Here is a 21,063-nt window from a genome sequence, read left to right as displayed (position 1 = left end):
AGCGAACACCCCCTCGCTCCCGTCATCCATGAGTGAGCAACCGCCGCTGGTCCTCGTGGTCGAGGACGAACCCGATCTGGCCGACCTGTACGCCGCTTGGCTCGGCGACGAGTACCGCGTCCGGACCGCGTACGGCGGCCGCGAGGCGCTCGACCAACTCGACGAGGTCGACGACGAGGTCGACGCGATCCTCCTCGACCGACGCATGCCGGGTCTCTCCGGCGACGAGGTCCTCACGGCCGTCCGCGAACGGGGCATCGACTGTCGGGTCGCGATGGTCACCGCCGTCGAGCCAGACTTCGACATCCTCGAGATGGGGTTCGACGACTACCTCGTCAAGCCCGTCACGAGCGAGACGCTCCGAGAGACCGTCGAAGGGCTGTTACGGCGCGGCGAGTACGACTCGGAGGTCCAAGAGCTGTTCTCGCTGACCTCCAAGAAGGCGATGCTGGAGTCCGAGAAGAGCGCCAGCGACCTCGCGGACAACGAGGAGTACCAGCGGCTCACCGGTCGGATCGACGAGCTCCGCGAGCGGGCCGACGAGTCGCGCGACGCGGTCGCGACCGACGACGAGGACTACGAGAAGCTGTTCCAAGACTTCGACGCCGACGGGTAGTCGGCGACCGAACGGGTTCGAGAGGGGGCGCCGCGGACTCTTTATCAGCGATCCGGCCGAAGGCGTGTTCGTATGCGCGTCCGGGACCTGCCGCTTTCGTCACGCGTCGTCGACCACTTCGCCGAGCGCGGCGTGCGCGAACTGTACCCGCCGCAGCGCGCGGCGGTCGACGCGGGCGTCTGCGACGGCGCCGATGTCGTCGCGGCGGTGCCGACCGCCTCGGGCAAGACACTCGTCGCACAACTTGCGCTCCTGACCGCCGACGGCCCCGGGCTCTACGTCTGCCCGCTCCGCGCGCTCGCCCGCGAGAAGTACGAGACGTTCGCGGCGCTCCCCGGCGTCGACGTCGGCATCTCCACCGGCGACTTCGACGCGACGGGCGAGGCGCTCGCCGGCAACGACGTGGTCGTCGCCACGAGCGAGAAGGTCGACTCGGCGATCCGCAACGGCGCCTCGTGGGTCGACGCGCTGGCCTGCGTCGTCGTCGACGAGGTCCACCTGCTCGGCGCGACGGGGCGCGGACCGACCCTCGAAGTGACGCTGGCGACGCTCCGACGCCGGAATCCGGACCTCCAGACGGTCGCGCTGTCGGCGACGGTCGACAACCCCGAGGCGATCGCCGACTGGCTCGACGCCGCGCTCGTCGAGTCCGAGTGGCGGCCGGTCGACCTCCGGACCGGCGTCGCCGTCGGCGGCGAGGTCGACTTCGACGACGGCACGAGCCTCTCGGTCGACCTCGACGAGACCGAAATCGACGGCGACGGGGACGCTGACGACGAGAACGATCCGACCGAGGTCACGGCCGCGCTGGTCGCCGACGCGGTCGCGGACGGCGGCCAGTGCCTCGCCTTCGTCCGCTCTCGCCGCGAGGCGGTCGACCTCGCCGAGCGGCTCGCCGAGGACGGCCTCGCCGCGGAGTTGGGGATCGACGAGGCGGCCGCCGCGGCGGCCGAGGAGGCGACCGACGTGGACGGCACGCTCACCGGCCGACAGCTCGCCGACTGCCTGCGGACGGGCGTCGCGTTCCACCACGCCGGGCTCCGGTCGGGTCACCGCGCCGTCGTCGAGTCGGCGTTTCGCGAGCGCGACGTGGCCTGTATCTGCGCCACGCCCACGTTGGCGGCCGGCGTCAACGTGCCCGCGCGCCGCGTCGTCGTCCGCGACCAGCGCCGGTACGGGGAGGGCGGCATGGCGTGGATCCCGACGCTCGAGGTCCACCAGATGTGCGGCCGCGCCGGTCGGCCCGGCCTCGACCCGCACGGGGAGGCGGTCCTCGTCGCCGACGCAGACACTCGAGGGGAGGTTCGCGAGCGCTACGTCGAGGGCGAGCCCGAGGCCGTCGAGTCGCAGCTCGCCGAGCCGGGCGCGCTCCGGACGCACGTGCTCGCGGCGGTCGCGACGGGGTTCGCCGCGACCGAGTCGGAGATCCTCGACGTGTTCGAGGGGACGTTCTACGCGCGAGAGACGGGGGCGGGCGGGCTCGCCGACGCCGTCGCCGTCGCGGTCGACGACCTCGTTGCGGCCGAGATGGTCGCGCGGGAGACGGGCGGGGTCGAGGACTATCGCCTCGTCGCGACGGCGGTCGGCGAGACGACCTCGAAGCAGTACGTCCGCCCGGAGACCGGCGAGCGGATCGTCGCCGGCCTCCGCGCGGCGGCCGACCTGTCCGAGGCGACGACGCTCACCGCCTTCGAGGTGATCTGCGACACGCCGGACATGCAGGACACCTACCTCGGCAACGCAGAGCGGGCCGACATCTACCAGTTCGCCCGGAGCAACGCCGCACAGCTGACGACGGACATGACCGACCCGGACGACTTCGAGGGGTGGCTGGAGTCGGTGAAGACCGCCCGCATCCTAGACGAGTGGATCGGGGGCGCGACCGTCGAGGAGCTGGTCGAGCGGTACCGGATCGGTCCGGGAGACCTCGACTCCCGTGTCGAGCGCGCGGAGTGGCTGCTGAGCGCGGCCGAGGCGCTCGGGGAGACGACGGGCGTGCGCGTTCCCGCGGTGTCCCGGGCGCGGTCGCGGCTGTGAGCGACGAGGGATGCCGGGGAAAAACGAAAGCGGCGGCGACGCGCGGCGGCTCAGTCCGCCGAGCCGACCGCGCGGTGGAACGGCGTCCGGGCGATGGTCTGGCGCAGTTCCGCGAGCGAGTCGCGGCCGACGTCGCTCGCCGCGGACATCACCGCGAACACCTCCTGTCTGGACACCTTCACGCCGGTCTCGGTGAGCGCGTCTTCCGGGCGGCTCCCGAGCTCTCGGAGGGTACCGACCGCGAGCAGGTACGGGACCGTCCACGCCTCCATCGTGTTCCCGTTCGACAGCGGCATCGTCTCCAGGTACGCCTGCGCGTCGTCGAGGAACGAGCGGGCGTAGTCCGCGGTCTGGCCGACGACCCGCGCGGACGACTCGCGGTTCTCGGGGTGGACAACGCGCTCCTGCTCGACGCCCTCGGCCTCGAGCCACTCGGCAGGGAGGTAGACGTTGTTCTCCTCGGTGTAGTCGTCGTAGACGTCCTTCGAGACGTTGACGAGCTGGAGGAGGAGGCCGAACTCCTCGGCGGTCTCCCGCAGTCGCGTCGCGCGCTCCTCGGTGAGGTCGCCGCGGGTGAGCAGGTTCGTGATGAGGTTGCCGACGGTGCCGGCCGCGTAGTAGCAGTACTGTTCCAACTCGTCGCGGTCGTCGATGCGGAGTCCGCCCTCGGTCGCGTGACGCTCGACGAACATCGCCATCCCGTCGACCATCTCCAACACCGGCGGGACGATGGCATCCTGGGCCTCCGGGTCGAGCTCTTCGAACGTCGCAGCGATCGTGGGCGCCTCGGCGACGACGGTCCAGTCGTCGTCGCGCTCCGCGGGCAGCCACTCGTCGACCGACGCGCGGAACGCCGCGATGTCCGTCTCGTCGTCCGGATCGATCGATCGCCGGTACGTCCGCAACACGTCGCTCTGGGCGTCCGGCGGGATATGACCCGCGTCCTCGACCGTGTCGGCGACGCGGCAGAGGAGGTAGCCGACGCAGATCTGCGACGCCATCGGCTCCTCTAACACGTCGACAGTCAGCGCGAAGGTCCGCGAGACCCCCTGGACCGCCTCGTGACACCACTCGAGGTCGGCCTCGCCGGGGCCGTGTTCTCGTCCGCTCATTCAGTTGCCGGTATTTACGGCACAACGCATAAAAACCCTCGTGGAACGTCCGCCGGGCGTCGACCGCGGGACGGGCGGCCGAAATCGCACGACTCGACTCCCGTCAGCTCCGACGAACCGACGACCCGTGTACAATCGTGTGGAAACGGCTAAGTCCGCCCGGCCAAAGGCTCGGGTATGGAGTTCACGCTCACCGAAGAGCAGCGTCAGATACGCGACACCGTCGCGGAGTTCGTCGACGAGGAGGTCGTTCCGCGCGCGGCCGAGATCGACGAGACCGACGAGTTCCCCGCCGACCTGGTCGAGGAGATGGCCGACCTCGGTCTCATGGGCATGCCGTTCCCGGTGGAGTACGAGGGCGCGGGCCTCGACTACCACAGCTACGCGATCGGGCTCGAAGAGATCTCCCGCGGCTCCGGCGGGCTCGGGACGGTCGTCGCCGCCCACACCTCGCTGGCCGGCAACATGCTCTACGAGTTCGGCGACGAGGCCCAGAAGCAGGAGTACCTCACCGCGTTAAACACCGCCGAGGACATCGGCGCGTTCGCCCTCTCGGAGGCGGAGGCCGGCTCCGACGTGCCGGCGATGTCGACCACCGCGGAACGCGACGGCGACGGCTACGTCGTGAACGGCGGCAAGCTCTGGATCTCGAACGGCTCCGTCGCTGACACGGTCACCCTGTTCGCCAAGACCGACCCCGACGCCGGCCGGAACGGCATCTCCTCGTTCGTCGTGCGCCCCGAGGAGGACGACGGGTTCATCGTCGAGGGGACGGAGGACAAGCTCGGCGACAAGGGATGTCCGACCGCGGAGCTCCGGTTCGACGACATGTGGATCCCCGAGGACCGGCTGCTCGGCGAGGAGGGCGACGGGTTCGTCCACGCGCTGAAGACGCTCAACGGCGGGCGCATCACCATCGCGGCCCGGTCGGTCGGGATCGCGCGCGCGGCACTTAACGAGGCGAAATCCTACGCCCAACAGCGCGAACAGTTCGACCGCCCCATTTCCGACTTCCAGGCGATCCAGCACAAGCTCGCCGACATGGACACGAAGGCGCGCGCCGCGGAGCTGCTGATGCACGAGGCGGCCGACCTGAAGATGCGCGACGAGGACTACATCAAGGAGGCCGCGCAGGCGAAGCTGTACGCCTCGGAGATCGCCCGGGAGGTCGCCAACGAGGGCATCCAGATCCACGGCGGCTACGGCTACACCAAGGACTTCCCCGCGGAGCGGTTCTACCGCGACGCCAAGCTCTCGGAGATATACGAGGGAACGAGCGAAGTGCTCCGCAACACGATCGCACAACAGCTCCTCGACGAGTGAGCGGGCGGGGCCGCGCGGGCCACGCCCCTCAGCGGTCGTCTGGAGTCTCGCCCTCCCCGTCGCGGTCGCCGTCCGCGATGTCGCGATCGCCGTCCGCCGCGTCTCCGTCTGCCTCGCGCTCCTCGCCGGATCCCGGCCCGTGCGCCACGTCGGCGTCCGACGGGTTCTGGTCGACCGCGTACTCTCCGGTGTCGATCCGCTCCGCGGGCTCCGAGTAATCGCGATCGCTCGGCGAGAAGTCGGGCCGGACGACGCCGTCCTCGGGGATATCGAGGTCCTCCTCGGACGACGCCTCGCTCGCAACGTCGTCCGCCTCGGCGTCGGCGACCACGTCGTCGTCGGGTTCGTCGCCGGCGTCCTCGCTCTCTACGCCACCCTCGTCGACGCCGCCCCTCTCGTCTCCCGCGGGCTTCTCGCCTCCAGGGGGCTCCTCGTCTTCGGCGGGCTTCCCCTCCTCTGTGCGACTCCCGACGCTTCCGTCCGTCTCGTCGACTCCGTCCTCTCCCCCGTCGTCGCCGTCGAGCCATTCGAAGGAGTCGGCCCCGTCGCTTCGGCGGGCCGCGACGGCGGTCGCGAGGCGCTCGGTGAGGGTCTGCTTCAGCGCCTCGGCCTCGCCGACCTCGAAGTCGACGGCGGCCGCGTCGCTGCCGGTCAGCGAACCGGTGCCCGCCGTGTCGGCGACGATCGTCGCCACGCCCCACCGGCGCTGGAACACGGTCCGGCTGTCGATCACGTTCTGGATCCGGTAGTACGGGACGACGGCGACGGTCCGGCTCCAGAACCCGTTCCGCGTGAGCAGGTGGTCCTCGCCGACCCAGTAGCCGCGGTGTTTCCACTTCAGGTGCGCCGCGGGCGGGACGGCGAGGAGGAGGGCGGCCGCCCCGTACCAGGGGATCGACGGCGACACGTACCAGTTCACGCCGTACGCGATCCCGGTGAGGACGCCGACGATCAGCGTGTACCGGATGACGTACCGCCAGCGGATCCGCTTCGGCGGGCGGTTGAACTCCGGCGTCCCGAACGACTCGACCTCGTGTGCGAGCCGGTAGACGCGGTCGGTGGCGGCGATCGGGACGGCGGACTGGTTGCCCGACTCGCTCCCCTGTCCGGGGGCGTATCCCGCCGTCTCGATAGAGAGGCTCGCGTAGCCGAGCGCGCGCTTGGCGGGGTTGTCGGTGATCCGCAGCGCCTGGATCTTCTCCGTCGGGATCGACCCGCTGTATCGCCGGAACAGCCCGCGTTCGTAGCGCAGCTCGTCGCCGGCCCGCGAGAGCCGGAACCCGTAGTAGTTCGAGAAGGCGACGCCCGCGCCGATGAGCCACGACGCGATGAAGAGGGCCGCGACCCCGACGATCGCGGTCGCGGTCAGCGCGGCGGCCGAGGTCTCCGGCAGGAAGCTCGACAGCACCGGGAACGACCCGGAGCTGAGGAACGCCAGCAGCCCGATCAGGCGCCCGTCGAACGACAGCGCGCCGACCATGGCGAGCTCGCCGGGCGAGATGGCGAACAACACTTCCTCGTCGGGGCCGAACGCGTCGTCTCCACCGGGGTCGACCGCGTCGGCGTCGGTCCCCGACGCCTCGGCGTCGTCGTCTCGGCTGGCGCGTCCGGACTTCCGGCGCTGGACTTCGCGCTGGAGCCGCGTCGCCTCGTCGGGCGTGACGAAGCGGATCGACCCCTCGGTGCTGGAGCCGCCGGCGGTCTCTAAGTCGACCGCGGCGACGCCGATCGCCCGCTGAATCACGCCGCGGCTCACGTCGACGTTCTGGATCCGCCGGTACGGGATCTCTCGCTCGCGTCGCGAGATGACGCCGGAGGAAATGTCGAGCGTGTCCTCGGTGAGGACGTACTCGAACCGGCGGTAGTACGCGACCTCGTAGGCGAACGTGACGAGGAGGATGGCGGCGCCCCCGCCGACCGCCAACGGGAGCCCGAAGCCGCCGCTGTTCACGATCACGAACAGCGCGACGGCGGTCCCGGCCGCCTTCTGGAGCGCGCGGTACGGGACCGACTGCGGCGCCAGCTTCACACCGCGTCCTCCCCGTCGGCGCGGATCGCCAGCCGCTTCAACTCCTCGCGGAGGTCGCTCGCGCCGTCCGGCGTGAGTCCCGGGATCCGCACGTCCGCGCCCCGCGATCCGGCGGTGTACACCACGCAGGAGGCGAGCCCGACCGTCCGTTCGACCGGGCCGCGGCGGGAGTCGACGTGTTGGATCCGCACCAGCGGTACCGTCGTCCGGACCTGCGTGACCACCCCGCGGTCGAGGTAGATCGCGTCCTCGCGGATCTCGTAGCTCCAGCGTCGGTACCGCAACAGCGCGTGGGCGACGGTGAGCGTCAGGACGACCCCCCCGACGGCGACCGGTGCCCACCGCGGGAGGTACTCGAAGTACGCGCCGCCGACGAAGGGAGCGGTGACGAGCGCAGACAGCAGCACCGCGCGGAGGACCCACACGACCTGGACTCGGGGATGGAGCGTCTGTGCCGTCATCGACGGTCCCCCGTCGCGTGTCCGTGTGTCATGTCCGCGGCTTGTTCCCCCCGACGTATAAGTCCGGTCGGACGTGGCCGGAAGGCTTCGACGTGCGAGCGCCGATCCGCGGGCGTCGATTGCCGTGATTGTTATCATTTATCAAAGGAGAAACTTGCCGAAACCAATATCACGAACGATCGAGTCGTGGTCGCCATGGCCGACGATCCGTTCGAGAACATGCTCGCCCAGATGGACCGCGCCGAGGAGTACGCAGACGTGGACCACGGGGTGTTCGAGCGGCTCAAGCACCCGGAACGCACGCTGAAGGTGACGCTCCCGGTGGAGCTGGAGTCCGGGGAGGTCGAGGTGTTCGAGGGGTACCGCTGTCAGTTCGACAGCGCCCGCGGGCCGTTCAAGGGCGGCGTTCGGTTCCACCCGACGGTCACGCAGCGAGAGGTCGAGGCGCTCGCCGGGTGGATGACGTGGAAGACTGCCCTGGTCGACCTCCCGTACGGAGGCGCCAAGGGCGGCGTGATCTGCGAACCGAAAGACCTCACCGAACGCGACCTCGAACGGCTCACCCGGCGGTACACCGAGGGGATCCGTCGGATGATCGGTCCCGAGATCGACGTGCCCGCGCCGGACATGAACACGAACCCGCAGACGATGGCGTGGATGATGGACACCTACTCGATGTACGAGGGGTACTCCGTCCCGCAGGTCGTCACCGGGAAGCCGCTTGAGATCGGCGGGACGCCGGGTCGCGTGGAGGCGACCGGTCGCGGCGTCTCGCTCGTCACGGAGCGGCTCTTCGAGTACCTCGACCGCGACCTGTCGGACGCGACGATCGCGATTCAGGGATTCGGGAACGTCGGGTCGAACGCGGCCCGACTCCTCGACGAGGGGGGCGCCAACGTGGTCGCCACCTCGGACGTGTCGGGCGCGGCCTACGACCCCGACGGGCTCGACGTGGCCGCGCTCGGCGCGCACGTCGACGCCGGCGGACTGGTCGAGGAGTATGTCGCGGGCGAGATCCGCGGCGGCGCGAGCACCGCCGACTCCCGCTGGGACGACCCCGACCAGATCACCAACGCGGAGCTGCTCACGCTCGACGTCGACGTGCTCATCCCGGCCGCCGTCGAGGGCGTGATCACCGCCGACAACGTCGACGACCTCCGTGCGTCGGCGGTCGTCGAGGCGGCGAACGGCCCGACGACCGTCGCGGCCGACAAGGCGCTCACCGAGCGCGACATCCAGGTCGTGCCGGACATCCTCGCGAACGCGGGCGGCGTCATCGTCTCCTACCTGGAATGGGTCCAGAACGCGCAGGAGTTCTCGTGGCCGCTGGAGACGGTTAACGCCGAGCTTGAGCGGCGCATCGGGAGCGCCTTCGACAAGACCGTCGAACAGTACGACACGAAGGAGCTCCCCGACCTGCGGACCGCCGCCTACACGCTCGCCTTGGAGCGCACCGCGAAGGCCCACGAGTACCGCGGGCTGTTCCCGTAGCCGGCTGGTCGCGGTCGCTTCCGGCCGCGGACGCTCCGCTCGGCGTCAGGCCCGGCTGATCCGGTCGGCGGTGACCGCGATCGGCTCGGCGTAGTGGAGGATCGGGTCGCCGTCGGGGGCCTCGAAGCCGTTCGCCGCGAACAGCGTGTTCGCCCGGATATCCGCCTCGGCCGGCCGCAGCGTCCACGGGTCGTGTTCGATCTCGCCCACGTACAGCCGCCCGCTCTCTCCCGCGGTGTAGAACCGGTAGTTCTCCAGTAAAAACGCCGGCAGCGACCCGAGATCCGGGGTGAACGCCTCGCCGGCCGGCGCGTAGGTCGCGTCGAACCGCGCGTGCGGGACGCCCTCGTGGACGCGACGGCTCGCGAAGCGGACGGCGTCGCGCGCGTCCGCGTCAACGCCTCCCTGCCCCGCGCCGCCGCTCGCCGCGGTGCCCCGAACGTCGGTCTCGGCGCGGTAGTACGGGAGCCGGAACAGCCCGCGGGCGACCGCGACGCCGAGACGATCGTCGGCGTCGAGGCTGTGGAAGTAGACGCCGGGACCGTTCGGCCCCTCGACGTAGGTCCGGAGGTTGAGTTCGGGGAACGACAGCCCTCGCGGGACCCCGCGCGGACGGATGTCCTCCATCACGAACGGGACGACGCCGAGGTACGCGTCGCCGTCGTGAGTCGCGACCGAGAGCCCGTCGGGCAGCGCCGCGGCGACGGTCGACGGGTCGACGGGCCAGTGTGCGAACAGTCCGTCCCGCCACGTCATCTCCAGCCAGCGGCGACCGAGCATACCGATCTGTACGTGACGAGGGGGCAAAACCCGCACGACACCGGCGGTTTCGGACCCCCGCCGACGGTCACTCTCGCGGGCCGGCGTCGTCCCCGCGATCGGCCGCGGAGTCGGGCGCCTCCGGCGCGTCCTTCCACTCGCCGAGGCCGGACGGATCGAGGTGGACGTGGACGTCGCCGATGTCCTCCAGTCCGCGCAGGGTCGTGACGAGCTCCGTCTCCACGCTGTGGGCCTCTCGGAGCGTCATCTCCCCGTCGACCTCGACGTGGACCTCGACCTCCAGGTCGGTTCCGTCGTAGAACACGGTCAGGTCGTGGACGCCCTCGACGGCGGGGTTGTCGCGGAGGGCGGCGACCACGCGCTCGCGGTCGCCCGGCGGCGGCGCGCCCCCGACGAGGTACGTGACGTTCTCGCGGCCGATCTCGATTCCCTGGTAGACGACGAGGAGGCTGACGAGCGCGCCGGCGACGGGATCGAGAACGGGCACGTTCAGGAACACGCCGAACACGCCGACCAGGGCGGCGATCGTGGTGTAGATGTCGTTGAGACAGTCGACCGCGAGGGCGGCGAGCGCCGTCGAGCCCAGGTCGGCGTTCACCAGTTCCGTGTACCGATACAGCAGGTACATGTCCGCCATCGCGAACAGCAGCGCCCCGGCGAGGAGGAGGCTCGCCCGCACCTCCACCGGGCCGACGAACCCGAGCACGGACTCGCGCAACAGGAGCAGCCCGAGGACCGCCACCGTCGCGCCGACGAACAGCGCCGTCAGCGGCTCGATCCGCTGGTGGCCGTGCGGGTGCGTCTCGTCCGCGCTCTCGTACCGCGATCCCCCCCAGACGAACACGACCGCGCTGGCGACGAGGTCGGCGACGGAGTGCGCGGCGTCGGCCAGCAGCGCCACGCTGTTGAACGCGAGCCCCGTCGCGCCCACGACGGCTATCTTCGCCGCGTTGCCCGCGACGTTCACCGCCGCGGCCCGCTGGAACCGAGCGCGGTCGTCGTTCCCGAAGGGACTCAACATAGCAGTCGGTGCGCCCGCGACCCTGTTAAGCGTCTCGCGTCGCGTCAACGCTCGCCGCATCGCCGGAAGGCGGCCGCTAGCGACGGCCGTCTCGCGCCCGAAGACTCCGTCGTAACGCCTAAGACCGAAACGCTCCTCGCCTACGGTAATGAATCACGATCTTTTCGCCCGAGGTGGTCCCGGTGGGCGTCGAAATTAAGGAAACGGAGGTGAGCGACGAGGATTTCGAGGAGATGAAAGGCTTCGTCCGCGACTACCTCGCGGCCAGCGTCGAAAGCGAGGACGACGGCGGGCGCATGCGCTGGTACCCCTGGCACTCGGCGTCGTACCGGTTCAACCACATCCTCAACGTCGTCGACCTCGCGACAGAGATCGCCGAGGCGGAGGGCGCCGACGTGGACGTGGTCCGCGTCGCGGCCGTCTTTCACGACGTCGCCAAGCTGGAGGCGGAGCAGGACGTCCACGCGGAGGCCGGCGCGCGCGTCACCCGCGAGTACCTCCAGAGCCGCGGCAACTACCCCGAGTCGTTCATCGAGGAGGTGTGCGGGGCGGTCGTCGACCACTCGTACACCGGCGACCTCGACGACGTGCCCCTCGAGAGCCGGTGTCTGATCGAGGCCGACGTGCTCGACAAGGTCGGCGCCAACGGCGCGGTCCTCATGCTGTTGCGCATGGGGTACGAGTCGCGCACGCACATGGACTCCGCGAAGATGGTCGACCGCGTGCTCCAGCGAGCGCACGACCATACCGACCGCGTCGTCTCCGACACCGCCGAGAGCATCGCCCACCAGCGGATCAAACGCGTGAAGTGGCTCCGCGAGTGGCTCGAAGAGGAGGTCTCCAAGATGGACGCCGACGGCGTCACCGACCGCTGAACCGGTCCCCTTCCTCCCGGCAGCCGCCGGAAACGAGGCCAGTCGCCGCCGAGAGCGAACTCAGTCCGCTTCGTCCGTCTCCACCAGCGGCAGGACCCGTTCGAGGTACCCGTCGATCCCGGCACGGGAGTCGTCGACCCAAGCTCCTCCGTTGGTCGTCGTCCAGCGGAACATCCCCCCGGTCGCGAACGTCTGGAGGGTCGCAACGACCTCCTCAACAGGTACCGATGGTGGGCTGGCTCCCGCTGCGTGCCCGTCGGGCGCCTCCGTCTCGGCCGCGGCCTCGCGGACGAGCCGCTCTAGGTACTCGCCGAAGACCCGGTCGCTGCGGTCGAAGTGCTCGCGGTACGCCTCGTCGTTCGCGGCCTGCGCGCGGAGCTCCGTCATCACCGTGACGAACTGCGCGTCCGGTGCGTAGGCGCCGTCGAGGGACGCGGGATCGACCGCTGCCGTGAGGTAGATGTCGAGCTCGTCCCGGGCCGAGCGCTCCGGAGGCGCCTCGGCGCCGTCGCTGTTCGCGCTCGGAGCCGACTCGTCGACCGGCTGCGAGTCGCCGCCGCTGACGGGCGGGGGGTCGCCGCTGTCGGAAATCGAGGCCTCGAACTCGTCGAGCAGGAACCCCATGAGGTCGACGAGCAGGTCGTCTTTGCCGTCGTAGTGGTGGTACACCAGCGACGGGCTCTTGTCGAACTCGTCGCCGATCCGCTGGATCGTGACGCTCGCGTACCCGTGCTTCCGGAGCGCGCGGAACGCCGCGCCGAGGATCGCTTCCCGCGTGTTCGTCGGCTCCGCGAACGGTCCGTCCATGTTCTGGATACTGGCGCCGACTATATATCGGCCCTGATTGAACGTTCATTCAACACGCTTATGTCGATGGCGACTGACAGGAACCTATGACTCGTCACGCTCCGCCGCGGTACGACCGGTCGCCGTTCGCGACCAAACGCACCCCAAGCGACGGCGGAGGTGACCGATGAGCCGGCCGACGCGGCTCGCGACGGCCGCGCTCGCCGTCGTCGCGGCGAGCGCACTGCTCGTCGGCGTCTCGCTCGCCGGCGCCGCGGCGCCGAGCGCGGGCGCGCCGTCCGGCGGCGACGTCGCCGCGTTGTCGGGAGTCGACGGTCCGACCGCCGACGGCACCGTCGCGCAGACGGAGTCGAATCCGACCCCCAGGCAGGTCCGCGGGTCGCCCGTGCTGGAACTGTTCGCCACCCAGCGGACGGTTCCGAGCGGCGCCGAGTCGACCCTCACGATCGACATCGTCAACACCGGCGAGATGTCGATCGGCAACCAGCTTGACTCCCGCGTCACCACCGCTCGCGGGCTCACCCTCGAGATCGACGACGGCGGCGTGCCGATCGACGTGGAGGACGGCAAGATCCCGGTCGGAGACGTTCGGACCGCCGCGAGCCCAGTCTCCGTGCCGCTCGACGTGACGGTGCCCGACGACGTGCCCGACGGCCGGTACGAGGTCGAGGCGACGGCCCGCTACCGGTACACCTTCGAGATCATCCCCGAGTTCAACGACCACAAGGACCGCCGCGGGATCGAGGACTTCGACCTGACCATCGTCGTCGACGACGGCGCCCGCTTCGCGGTCATCGAGACCGACACCGACGCGCAGGTCGGCGGCAGCGGCGACGTGGCCGTCACGCTGTCGAACGTCGGCGACGAGACCGCGCGCGACGCGGTCGTCTCCGGCACCACGACCGCGCCCGGCGTCACCCTCGGGCAGGGCGGCGGGCAGGCGTTCGTCGGCGACTGGGCGCCCGGCGAGAACCGGACGGTAACGTTCGACTCCTCCGTGGCGGAGTCGTTCCCCGGCGGCGCCTACGCGCTCTCCTCGACCGTCGACTACCGCGACCCGAACGGAATCGACGCGACCGCGGCGGCCGCCCGCGCCGGCGTCGTTCCGATCCGTGAGCAGTCGTTCGCGCTGCGCAACGTCTCCGGCACGCTCGAAGTCGGGTACTCCGGCACGGTCTCCGGCACGATCACGAACGAGGGCCCGCTCGACGTCGAGAACGCCGTCCTCGTCGCGGACTCCGGGAGTAACCGCGTGAGCCTTGGCGAGAGCCGGTACGCGCTCCCGACGATCCCGGCCGGCGAGTCGGCGACCTTCACCTTCGACGCCGACGTGAGCGGGAGCGCCGACCCCGGCCCCCGACAGTTCCGGTTCACCACCGAGTACGACAGCGGCGACGCGACGCTCTCGGTCGAGAAGACCCGCCGCGTCGAGGTGGCGCCCCGGCAGCCCGAGTTCGAACTGGCCGTCGAGAACGCCACCGTCACGGCGGGCGAGACCCGGCGAATCAACGCCACGATCACGAACCGGCGGCCGGAGACGCTCTCCTCGATCAACGCCGGACTCTACGCCGACAGCCCGCTGACGGCGGTCAACGACGAGGCGTTCGTCGACGAGCTCGAACCCGGCGAGTCCGCTGAGATCTGGTTCGAGGTGTCCGCCGCTTCGGGGGCGAGCGTCGAGGACCACCCGATCGAGCTCGACTTCCGGTACGAGGACGAGCGGGGCAACGACCGCATCTCCGACATCACGCAGGTCCCGGTCACGGTGACCGCCGCCGTCGACGACGGCGGGCGCCCCGTCGGCCTGATCGCCGTCGCCGCCCTGCTCGTCGTCGCCGCGGCCGGCGGCGCCGTCTGGTACCGACGGCGGTGATCCGATGAGGGGACACGCCACCGTTCGCGCGACGGAGCGCCACCGCCTTCGCTCCCCGTCGGCCAGCCTTCCGTCGCCGACGAGTGAACGTCCGACAGCGGGGCGACCGTGACCGCCGTCGACCGGCTGATCGAGGAGATCGACCGCGTCGTCACGGAGCGGCCGCTGGCGGTCATCGCGGTCTTCATCCTCGTGACCGCCGCGTTCGCGGGCGGTCTGACCGGCATCGAGACGAACGCTGGCACGGACCAGTTCACGCAGGACATCCCCGCACAGCGGGCGCTCGACGACATCGACGAGGAGTTCGAGACGTCGATCGGCGGCTCCGCCACCTCCGCGCAGGTGATCGTCTCCGACGACAACGTCCTCTCTCGCGACGCGCTGCTACGAACCTTGGAGACCCAACACCGGCTGGAGTCGCGGTCGACGCTCCGGGTCGCGTCGACGTCGAGCCACGCCGACGCGGTCGCCCGACAGCTGGACTCGACCGCCGCGAGCGCGGCCGAGCGACGCGACGCCGTGGCCGAGGCGACGCCCGCCGAACTGCGGGCCGCCATCGCCGACGCCGACGCGACGGGCGCGATCGCGGCGCAGGTGTCCGTCGACTACAACCCCACCGCGCAGGCGGCCGACACCGCGATCGTGGGGATCACGTACGACCTTCCGGCGTCGGCGACGACGGCGCGGGTGACGGAGCTCCAGACCCGCAGCGTCGACGTCGTCGACTCCGTCCCGGGCAACGTCGCCGGCGAGAACGCGATCCTCTTCGGCGACGGCGTCCTCCAGTCCGAGATAACCGCGCTGTTGACCGACACCGCGATCATCGTCTTCCCGGCGGCGCTCATCCTGATCGTCGGATTCCTGATCTTCTCGTACCGCGACCCGTTCGACATGGCGATCGGGCTGTCAGCACTGCTCATGTCGCTCCTGTGGACGTTCGGGTTCATGGGGTACGCCGGGATCCCCTTCTCCAACTCGCTCGTGACGGTGTTTCCGCTCCTGCTCGCGGTCGGGATCGACTTCGGCATCCACATCGTCAACCGCTACCGCGAGGAGCGGGCGACCGGGGCCGGGATCGAGCGGTCGATGCGGACCACGACCGACCAGCTGCTCATCGCCTTCCTGCTGGTGACGATCACCACCGTGTTCGGGCTCGTCTCCAACGTCGCGAGCCCGTTCGACCCCAACCGCGACTTCGGGATCGTCGCGGCCGCCGGGATCACGTTCACGCTGATCATCTTCGGCGTCTTCCTCCCGGCCGCGAAGGTGTTCTCTGACCGGTGGCGCGAGGGGCTCCCGATCCCGGAGTTCGGCACGAGCGCGCTCGGCACCGGCGGCTCGCGGATCGCGCGCGTCCTCCGCGTCGGCGTCGACCTCTCGCGGATCGCTCCGGTCGCGGTCGTCGTGCTCCTCCTCCTCGGCGGCGCCGCCGGCGGCGCCTACGGCTCCGGCGTGGACACGGAGTTCTCGCAGGAGGCCTTCTTCCCGGATCAAGACCGGTTGGAGACGTACGCGGAGCTGCCAGAGCCGTTCGCGCCGACCGACTACACGTTCCTCGACGTGCTGACGCTGTTCGAGGAGGAGTTCGAACAGGACTTCGTGGGGTCGGTGACGCTGTACATCGACCAGTCGGTGAGAGACGACGACGCCCTAGAACTGATCGACCGGACCGCGCGGAACCCGCCGGAGACCTTCGCGACGACCGACGAGCGCCGCGCGCAGGCGACGAGCGTCGTCACCGTGATCGACGACCGCGCGTCGCGTGACCCCGAGTTCGCGGCGTTGGTAGAGCGCAACGACCGCCTCGGGAACGGCGTGCCCGACCGCAACGTCGACGAGGTGTACGACGCGCTCTTGGACTCCTCCGCGGAGAGCCGCGCCCGAGGATACGTGGCGGCCGACCGCGGCAGCGCGCGCGTCGACTTCACGATCAAACCTGGCGTCGACGACTCCGAGGCGGTCGCCGACGTGCGCGACCTCGCCGAGCGCACGCCGCTCGAAGCGGTGCCGACCGGCTCCCTCGTGGTCAACGAGGCCGTGATCGACCTGCTGACCGAGTCGGCGATCCGGAGCCTGTTCGCCGCCTTCGGGCTCACGGCGCTGTTCTTGGCGCTGTCGTACGCGTACTTGGAGGGGAAGGCCGTCTACGGCTTCCTGAACCTCGTTCCCGTCCTCGTCACCGTCGGGCTGCTCATCGGGTCGATGCGGCTGTTCGACATCCCGCTGACGCCGATCAACGCCCCCATCCTCTCGGTGTCGATCGGGCTCGGGGTGGACTACACCGTCCACTTCGTCCACCGGTTCGTCGACGAGTATCAAGAGGGGCTCCCGATCGACGAGGCGCTCGACGTCACCATCGCCGGGACCGGCGGCGCGCTCACAGGCAGCATGCTCACCACGGTCTCCGGGCTTGGCGTCCTGTGGCTCGCGGTGATCCCCCTGCTTCGCGACTTCGGCGTCCTGCTCGCGCTGGGCGTGTTCTACGCCTACCTCTGTTCGATCCTGCTCGTGCCGTCCCTCGTCGTCGTGTGGGACCGGTACGGCTCGCGCGTCGGGCTCGGGCTCGACGACGGGCTCCGCGGTTCCGGCGCCGAGAGCGGGCGCTGACGGTCGAAGGGTTTCGCCGGGGAGAGAACGCGTTTCCCGTCGATCAGCCGACGACGCCGACGAGGAGCTGGACCGTGACGAGGACGAGGAACGCGGCGCCGGTCGCGAGGGTGCCGGCGGCGACGCCGTGCGCGTTTCCGAGTCCGCGGCTCCGCGTCGCGAAGTACGCGCCGAGGAAGACGAAGCCAACGAGGAGCAGCCCGACGATCAGGTACGCGACGTTCACTAGGGTGCCGGCGAGCCCCTCCGGGATACCGAAGCTCCCGACGCCGAGGATGATGCTGCCGCCGAAGAGGACGGTGACGCCCACGAACGAGATCGCCCACACGACTGGCGTCCGGGCGATGTCGCCGAGCGTCTCGACGATCGCCTCGTAGCTACCGCCGCCGCCGTCGCGACCGGGCGCCGCTCGCTTCGCGCCGATCTCGGCGACCGCGACGAAGGTGGCGACGACGAGGAGGCCCATCAGCCCCGTACTCAAGAGGGTTAGTGATGTCATGGATATCCGTTGTTAGGGCCTCCGTTCGCGCGTACAAATACCCTTCGACGCGCGAGTTCCCCGCGTTCCGACACGTGCGCCCGCGCCGTTCGCTGCGTGTCCCGCTCGACCGTCGCCGGGTTCGTCGGCGGAGCGGCTCCGGCTCCGCTCGGGTGCCTGAATCGCTGCCTCTCTCGTCCGATCGCCCGGCCCGCTACACAAGAGATAAGTGTACCATCGCCAAGGGAGGTACAAGGGCAGACAGACGAACATGATAGATCCAGTTATCCTACAACAGGGGAGTGACTGGCGCGCACAGGCGGAGGTCTTCGACGAGATCTTCTTCGTCTTCCTCGCGCTCGGCACCCTCGTCGGCACCATCGTCGTGGCGTACACGCTGTGGAACGTGTACAAGTACCGCGACGACGGGAACCGGTCGGACGAAGAGTTCGACGCGCCGGTCGTCGGCGAGCTCCCCACGGGACAGGGCGGTCCGAAAGCGAAGAAGCTCTTCCTCTCGTTCGGGTTGAGCGCGATCGTCGTCATCAGCCTCGTTGTGTACGCGTACGGGCTGCTCCTCTACGTCGAGGACGGACCGGACACCGGCGACGAGGGCGACATCGAGATCATGGTCGAAGGCTACCAGTACGGGTGGGCGTACGAGTACCCAAACGGACACACGGAACGGGGTGAGCTGATCGTGCCGGCCGACCAGCGGATCGACCTCAACATCACGTCGAGGGACGTGTGGCACAACTTCGGCTCGTCGGACTTACGGATAAAGTCCGACGCGATCCCCGGAGATCACAGCGAGACGTGGTTCGCGGTGAGCTCCGAGGACGTCGAGGCGCAAGGCGGGGAGGCGACCTACCGCGTCGAGTGCTTCGAACTGTGCGGCCCGGGTCACTCGCAGATGAAGAGCCAGATCACGGTCCTCCCGCAAGACGAGTGGGAGGAGTGGTACGCGGGAACCGGCAACAGCTCCGCGAGCGCCAACGTTCAGGCGCCCGGAGCCGGCGTCACCGCGCCTAGCGGGGTGAGCGCATGAGCGGACTCCCGCCGACGACCTCCGTCAAGCGGTGGCTCGTCACGACCAACCACAAGGACATCGGGATCCTGTACACGATCACCGCGCTGTTCTTCCTGCTGTTCGGCGGCGTGATGGCGCTGCTCATCCGCCTCCAGCTGTGGGACCCGACGAGCCAGATCCTCTCCGGACTGGCGTACAACGAGGCCGTCACCGCGCACGGGCTGATAATGGTGTTCTGGTTCCTCTCGCCGTTCGCGTTCGGGTTTGCGAACTACTTCGTGCCGCTTCAGATCGGGGCGGACGACCTCGCGTTCCCGCGGCTGAACGCCGTCTCGTACTGGCTGTACCTGTTCTCGGGCGTCCTGCTCGCGGTCAGCTTCTTCCAGGGCGGGACCCTCTCTGCGGGGTGGACGATATACGCCCCGCTCAACGTGCCGATGTACACCCCGAGCATCGGGTCGACCGGCGCGGTCCTCGCGCTCGCGATGTTCGTCACCGGCACGACGACGTCGACGGTGAACTTCCTCACCTCCATCCACCACTCCCGCGCCGAGGGGATGGGGATCATGGACATGCCGATGTTCACCTGGTCGATGCTCGCGACCGTGTGGATGATGCTGTTCGCGTTCGCCGCGCTGCTCGCGGTCGGGCTCATCCTCGCGGCCGACCGCGTCCTCGGCAGCGTCTACTTCTCGGCGACCGAAGGCGGGTCCCTCCTGTGGGGCCACCTGTTCTGGTTCTTCGGTCACCCCGAGGTGTACATCGTCTTCTTCCCGGCGCTGGGCGTCATGCTAGAGCTGTTCCAGACGTTCTCCGGGCGTCGCCTGGTCGGCCGGAAGTGGGTGATCATCTCCATCTGTCTGATCTCCGTCCAGTCGTTCCTCGTGTGGATGCACCACATGTTCCTGACGACGATCAACCTGGAGATCAAGACGCTGATGATGGCGACGACCATCGGCATCTCCTTGCCGTTCGACCTGGTCGTCTTCGCGCTGATCTACACGCTGATCAAGGGGCGGATCCAGTTCACGACGCCGTTCCTGTTCGCGTTCGGGGCGCTGCTACTGTTCATCCTCGGCGGGATCACCGGCGTCTTCCTCGGCGCCATCGTGCTCGACTACGAGTTCCGCGGCACCTACTGGGTGGTCGCGCACTTCCACTACGTGATGTTCGGCGGCGCGACGGCGCTGTTCGGCGGGGCCTATTACTGGTTCCCGAAGATAACGGGGAAGATGTACGACGAGTTCCTCGGGAAGCTCCACTTCGTGATCTTCTTCATCGGCTTCAACGCCGTCTACTTCTCGATGTTCCTCGGCTGGGAGACCCCCCGCCGGGTGTTCGAGTACAACCCCGAGTTCCAGATCTACCACCAGTTCGGGACGATCGGTGCCTTCGTGCTCGGGTTCTCGTTCTTCATCATGTTCTACAACTTCGCGAAGTCCTACGTCTCCGGCGAGCCCGCGGGCGATAACCCGTGGGACTACTCGCGGACGGCGGAGTGGGCGGTCTCCTCGCCCCCGCCGCTGGAGAACTGGCCGAACCGGCCGTCGTACGCCTCCGGGAAACTGGAGTTCGTGAAAGACTACGTGCCGGACGGCGGCCCCGCGATGAAGACCGACGACAACGGCGACGTCGCCACCGACGGCGGCGACAGTCACTCGGCGCACATCTCGGAGTACCCCTACTGGGACAAACACCCGAGTCACGCGAGCATCTGGCCGTTCGCCCTCGCGCTCGCGCTCGGCGTCACGCTGTTCGGCTTCTCCGGCTTCGCCGAAGCGGTCACCGTGGAGCTGGGTGAGACGGCGCTGCAGAGCAACGTCGTCATCTCCAACGCGATGTATCCGATCGCCATCGTGGCCGGCCTCGTCGGGCTCCTCTACACCGGCGTGAAGTGGGGACTCGAAGACTTCTACGCCCCGCCGACCGAGTTCGCCGAGCGCTGGCCGTTCAACGGCGTCGAGAAGGTGAAGCTGGGGATGTGGTTCTTCTTGGCCTCCGACGTGATCGTCTTCGGCGCGTTCCTCTCGGCGGCCATCTTCGTCCGCTACAACGCGGGCTGGATGACTTGGTCGCCGCTGACCGAGTCGCTGCCGGGGCTCATCAACACCTTCGTGCTGATCACCTCCTCGTTCACGGTGATCCTCGCGCTGGTCGCGGCCCGCCGCGAGAGCCGGCAGGGGCTGCTGGCGACGCTCGGGACGACCATCCTGCTCGGGTTCACGTTTATGGCCATCAAGCTGTGGGAGTGGAACCACGAGATATTCGACCGCGGCGTGACGATCTCGGCGAACGCCCACGGCGACCCGATTCAGGCGTCGATCTACTACGTCACGACCGGACTCCACGGGATCCACGTGCTGCTCGGCTTAGTGATCGCCATCTTCCTGTTCGTCAGGGCCTACCAGGGTCACTACCTCGACGACGAGCGGCCGATCGAGTACTTCGGCCTCTACTGGCACTTCGTGGACATCGTCTGGGTGTTCATCTTCCCGCTGTTCTACCTCTTCTGAGGTCGGTCGC

16 protein-coding genes are annotated in these 21,063 nt (G+C 69.3%); 9 read left to right on the top strand and 7 right to left on the bottom strand.

Annotated features, from left to right (window positions below):
• Positions 1 to 28 precede the first annotated feature (28 nt).
• A complete protein-coding gene (locus EXE52_RS01080) occupies positions 29 to 616 on the top strand; it encodes a HalX domain-containing protein (RefSeq protein WP_049929939.1) in 588 nt (195 codons plus the stop codon).
• Between the two features lie 72 nt (positions 617 to 688).
• A complete protein-coding gene (locus EXE52_RS01075) occupies positions 689 to 2,653 on the top strand; it encodes a DEAD/DEAH box helicase (RefSeq protein ID WP_089307794.1) in 1,965 nt (654 codons plus the stop codon).
• A 50-nt stretch (positions 2,654 to 2,703) separates the two neighbouring features.
• Here EXE52_RS01075 and EXE52_RS01070 read toward each other — a convergent pair whose 3' ends face one another.
• Positions 2,704 to 3,765, bottom strand: coding sequence for a phytoene/squalene synthase family protein (locus EXE52_RS01070; protein WP_089307793.1), 1,062 nt, complete (start codon positions 3,763 to 3,765; stop codon positions 2,704 to 2,706).
• A 177-nt stretch (positions 3,766 to 3,942) separates the two neighbouring features.
• Here EXE52_RS01070 and EXE52_RS01065 point away from each other — a divergent pair, with 177 nt between their 5' ends.
• Positions 3,943 to 5,088, top strand: a complete 1,146-nt coding sequence (locus EXE52_RS01065) for an acyl-CoA dehydrogenase (protein ID WP_086215960.1) — start codon at positions 3,943 to 3,945, stop codon at positions 5,086 to 5,088.
• Between the two features lie 28 nt (positions 5,089 to 5,116).
• On the opposite strand, the gene EXE52_RS01060 is transcribed toward EXE52_RS01065, so the two are convergent.
• On the bottom strand, positions 5,117 to 7,117 hold the full coding sequence (locus EXE52_RS01060) for a PH domain-containing protein (protein WP_089307792.1): 2,001 nt from the start codon (positions 7,115 to 7,117) through the stop codon (positions 5,117 to 5,119).
• Complete coding sequence (locus EXE52_RS01055) at positions 7,114 to 7,578, bottom strand: PH domain-containing protein (RefSeq protein WP_049929933.1); 465 nt, start codon at positions 7,576 to 7,578, stop codon at positions 7,114 to 7,116. The genes EXE52_RS01060 and EXE52_RS01055 overlap by 4 nt, the downstream gene beginning before the upstream one ends.
• A 195-nt stretch (positions 7,579 to 7,773) precedes the next feature.
• Between EXE52_RS01055 and EXE52_RS01050 the strand changes: the two genes are divergently transcribed.
• Positions 7,774 to 9,069, top strand: a complete 1,296-nt coding sequence (locus EXE52_RS01050) for a Glu/Leu/Phe/Val dehydrogenase (RefSeq protein WP_049929931.1) — start codon at positions 7,774 to 7,776, stop codon at positions 9,067 to 9,069.
• Positions 9,070 to 9,114: 45 nt separating this feature from the next.
• Here EXE52_RS01050 and EXE52_RS01045 read toward each other — a convergent pair whose 3' ends face one another.
• Both EXE52_RS01045 and EXE52_RS01040 read right to left on the bottom strand, forming a co-directional pair.
• A complete protein-coding gene (locus tag EXE52_RS01045) occupies positions 9,115 to 9,849 on the bottom strand; it encodes a YqjF family protein (protein WP_089307791.1) in 735 nt (244 codons plus the stop codon).
• Positions 9,850 to 9,916: 67 nt separating this feature from the next.
• Entirely contained in the window at positions 9,917 to 10,870 is a 954-nt protein-coding gene (locus EXE52_RS01040) for a cation diffusion facilitator family transporter (RefSeq protein WP_089307790.1), read from the bottom strand.
• A gap of 173 nt (positions 10,871 to 11,043) precedes the next feature.
• Between EXE52_RS01040 and EXE52_RS01035 the strand changes: the two genes are divergently transcribed.
• Positions 11,044 to 11,745, top strand: coding sequence for an HD domain-containing protein (locus EXE52_RS01035; protein WP_049929926.1), 702 nt, complete (start codon positions 11,044 to 11,046; stop codon positions 11,743 to 11,745).
• A gap of 60 nt (positions 11,746 to 11,805) precedes the next feature.
• On the opposite strand, the gene EXE52_RS01030 is transcribed toward EXE52_RS01035, so the two are convergent.
• Complete coding sequence (locus EXE52_RS01030) at positions 11,806 to 12,552, bottom strand: TetR/AcrR family transcriptional regulator (RefSeq protein ID WP_049929925.1); 747 nt, start codon at positions 12,550 to 12,552, stop codon at positions 11,806 to 11,808.
• Positions 12,553 to 12,718: 166 nt separating this feature from the next.
• On the opposite strand from EXE52_RS01030, the gene EXE52_RS01025 reads away from it, so the two are divergent.
• Positions 12,719 to 14,425 (top strand): COG1361 S-layer family protein, encoded by a 1,707-nt coding sequence (locus EXE52_RS01025; RefSeq protein WP_049929923.1) that lies wholly within the window; start codon positions 12,719 to 12,721, stop codon positions 14,423 to 14,425.
• Positions 14,426 to 14,533: 108 nt separating this feature from the next.
• The gene (locus EXE52_RS01020; RefSeq protein ID WP_086215966.1) at positions 14,534 to 17,032 is read left to right on the top strand and encodes an RND family transporter; all 2,499 of its coding nucleotides are present in this window, start codon (positions 14,534 to 14,536) and stop codon (positions 17,030 to 17,032) included.
• Positions 17,033 to 17,075: 43 nt separating this feature from the next.
• On the opposite strand, the gene EXE52_RS01015 is transcribed toward EXE52_RS01020, so the two are convergent.
• Positions 17,076 to 17,498, bottom strand: a complete 423-nt coding sequence (locus tag EXE52_RS01015; RefSeq protein ID WP_049929919.1) for a hypothetical protein — start codon at positions 17,496 to 17,498, stop codon at positions 17,076 to 17,078.
• A gap of 283 nt (positions 17,499 to 17,781) precedes the next feature.
• Between EXE52_RS01015 and coxB the strand changes: the two genes are divergently transcribed.
• Together coxB and EXE52_RS01005 are read left to right on the top strand one after the other, a co-directional pair.
• A complete protein-coding gene (coxB, locus tag EXE52_RS01010) occupies positions 17,782 to 18,558 on the top strand; it encodes a cytochrome c oxidase subunit II (protein WP_049929918.1) in 777 nt (258 codons plus the stop codon).
• Positions 18,555 to 21,053 (top strand): cbb3-type cytochrome c oxidase subunit I, encoded by a 2,499-nt coding sequence (locus EXE52_RS01005; protein WP_049929915.1) that lies wholly within the window; start codon positions 18,555 to 18,557, stop codon positions 21,051 to 21,053. Before coxB ends, EXE52_RS01005 begins: the two co-directional genes overlap by 4 nt.
• Positions 21,054 to 21,063: the final 10 nt, after the last annotated feature.

This window comes from Halorubrum sp. CGM4_25_10-8A, assembly GCF_005435025.1.
Taxonomy (GTDB): Archaea; Halobacteriota; Halobacteria; order Halobacteriales; family Haloferacaceae; genus Halorubrum; species Halorubrum ezzemoulense.
The sequence above is the reverse complement of the archived record's forward strand: the minus strand, read 5'-3'. Positions and strand labels throughout refer to the sequence as shown.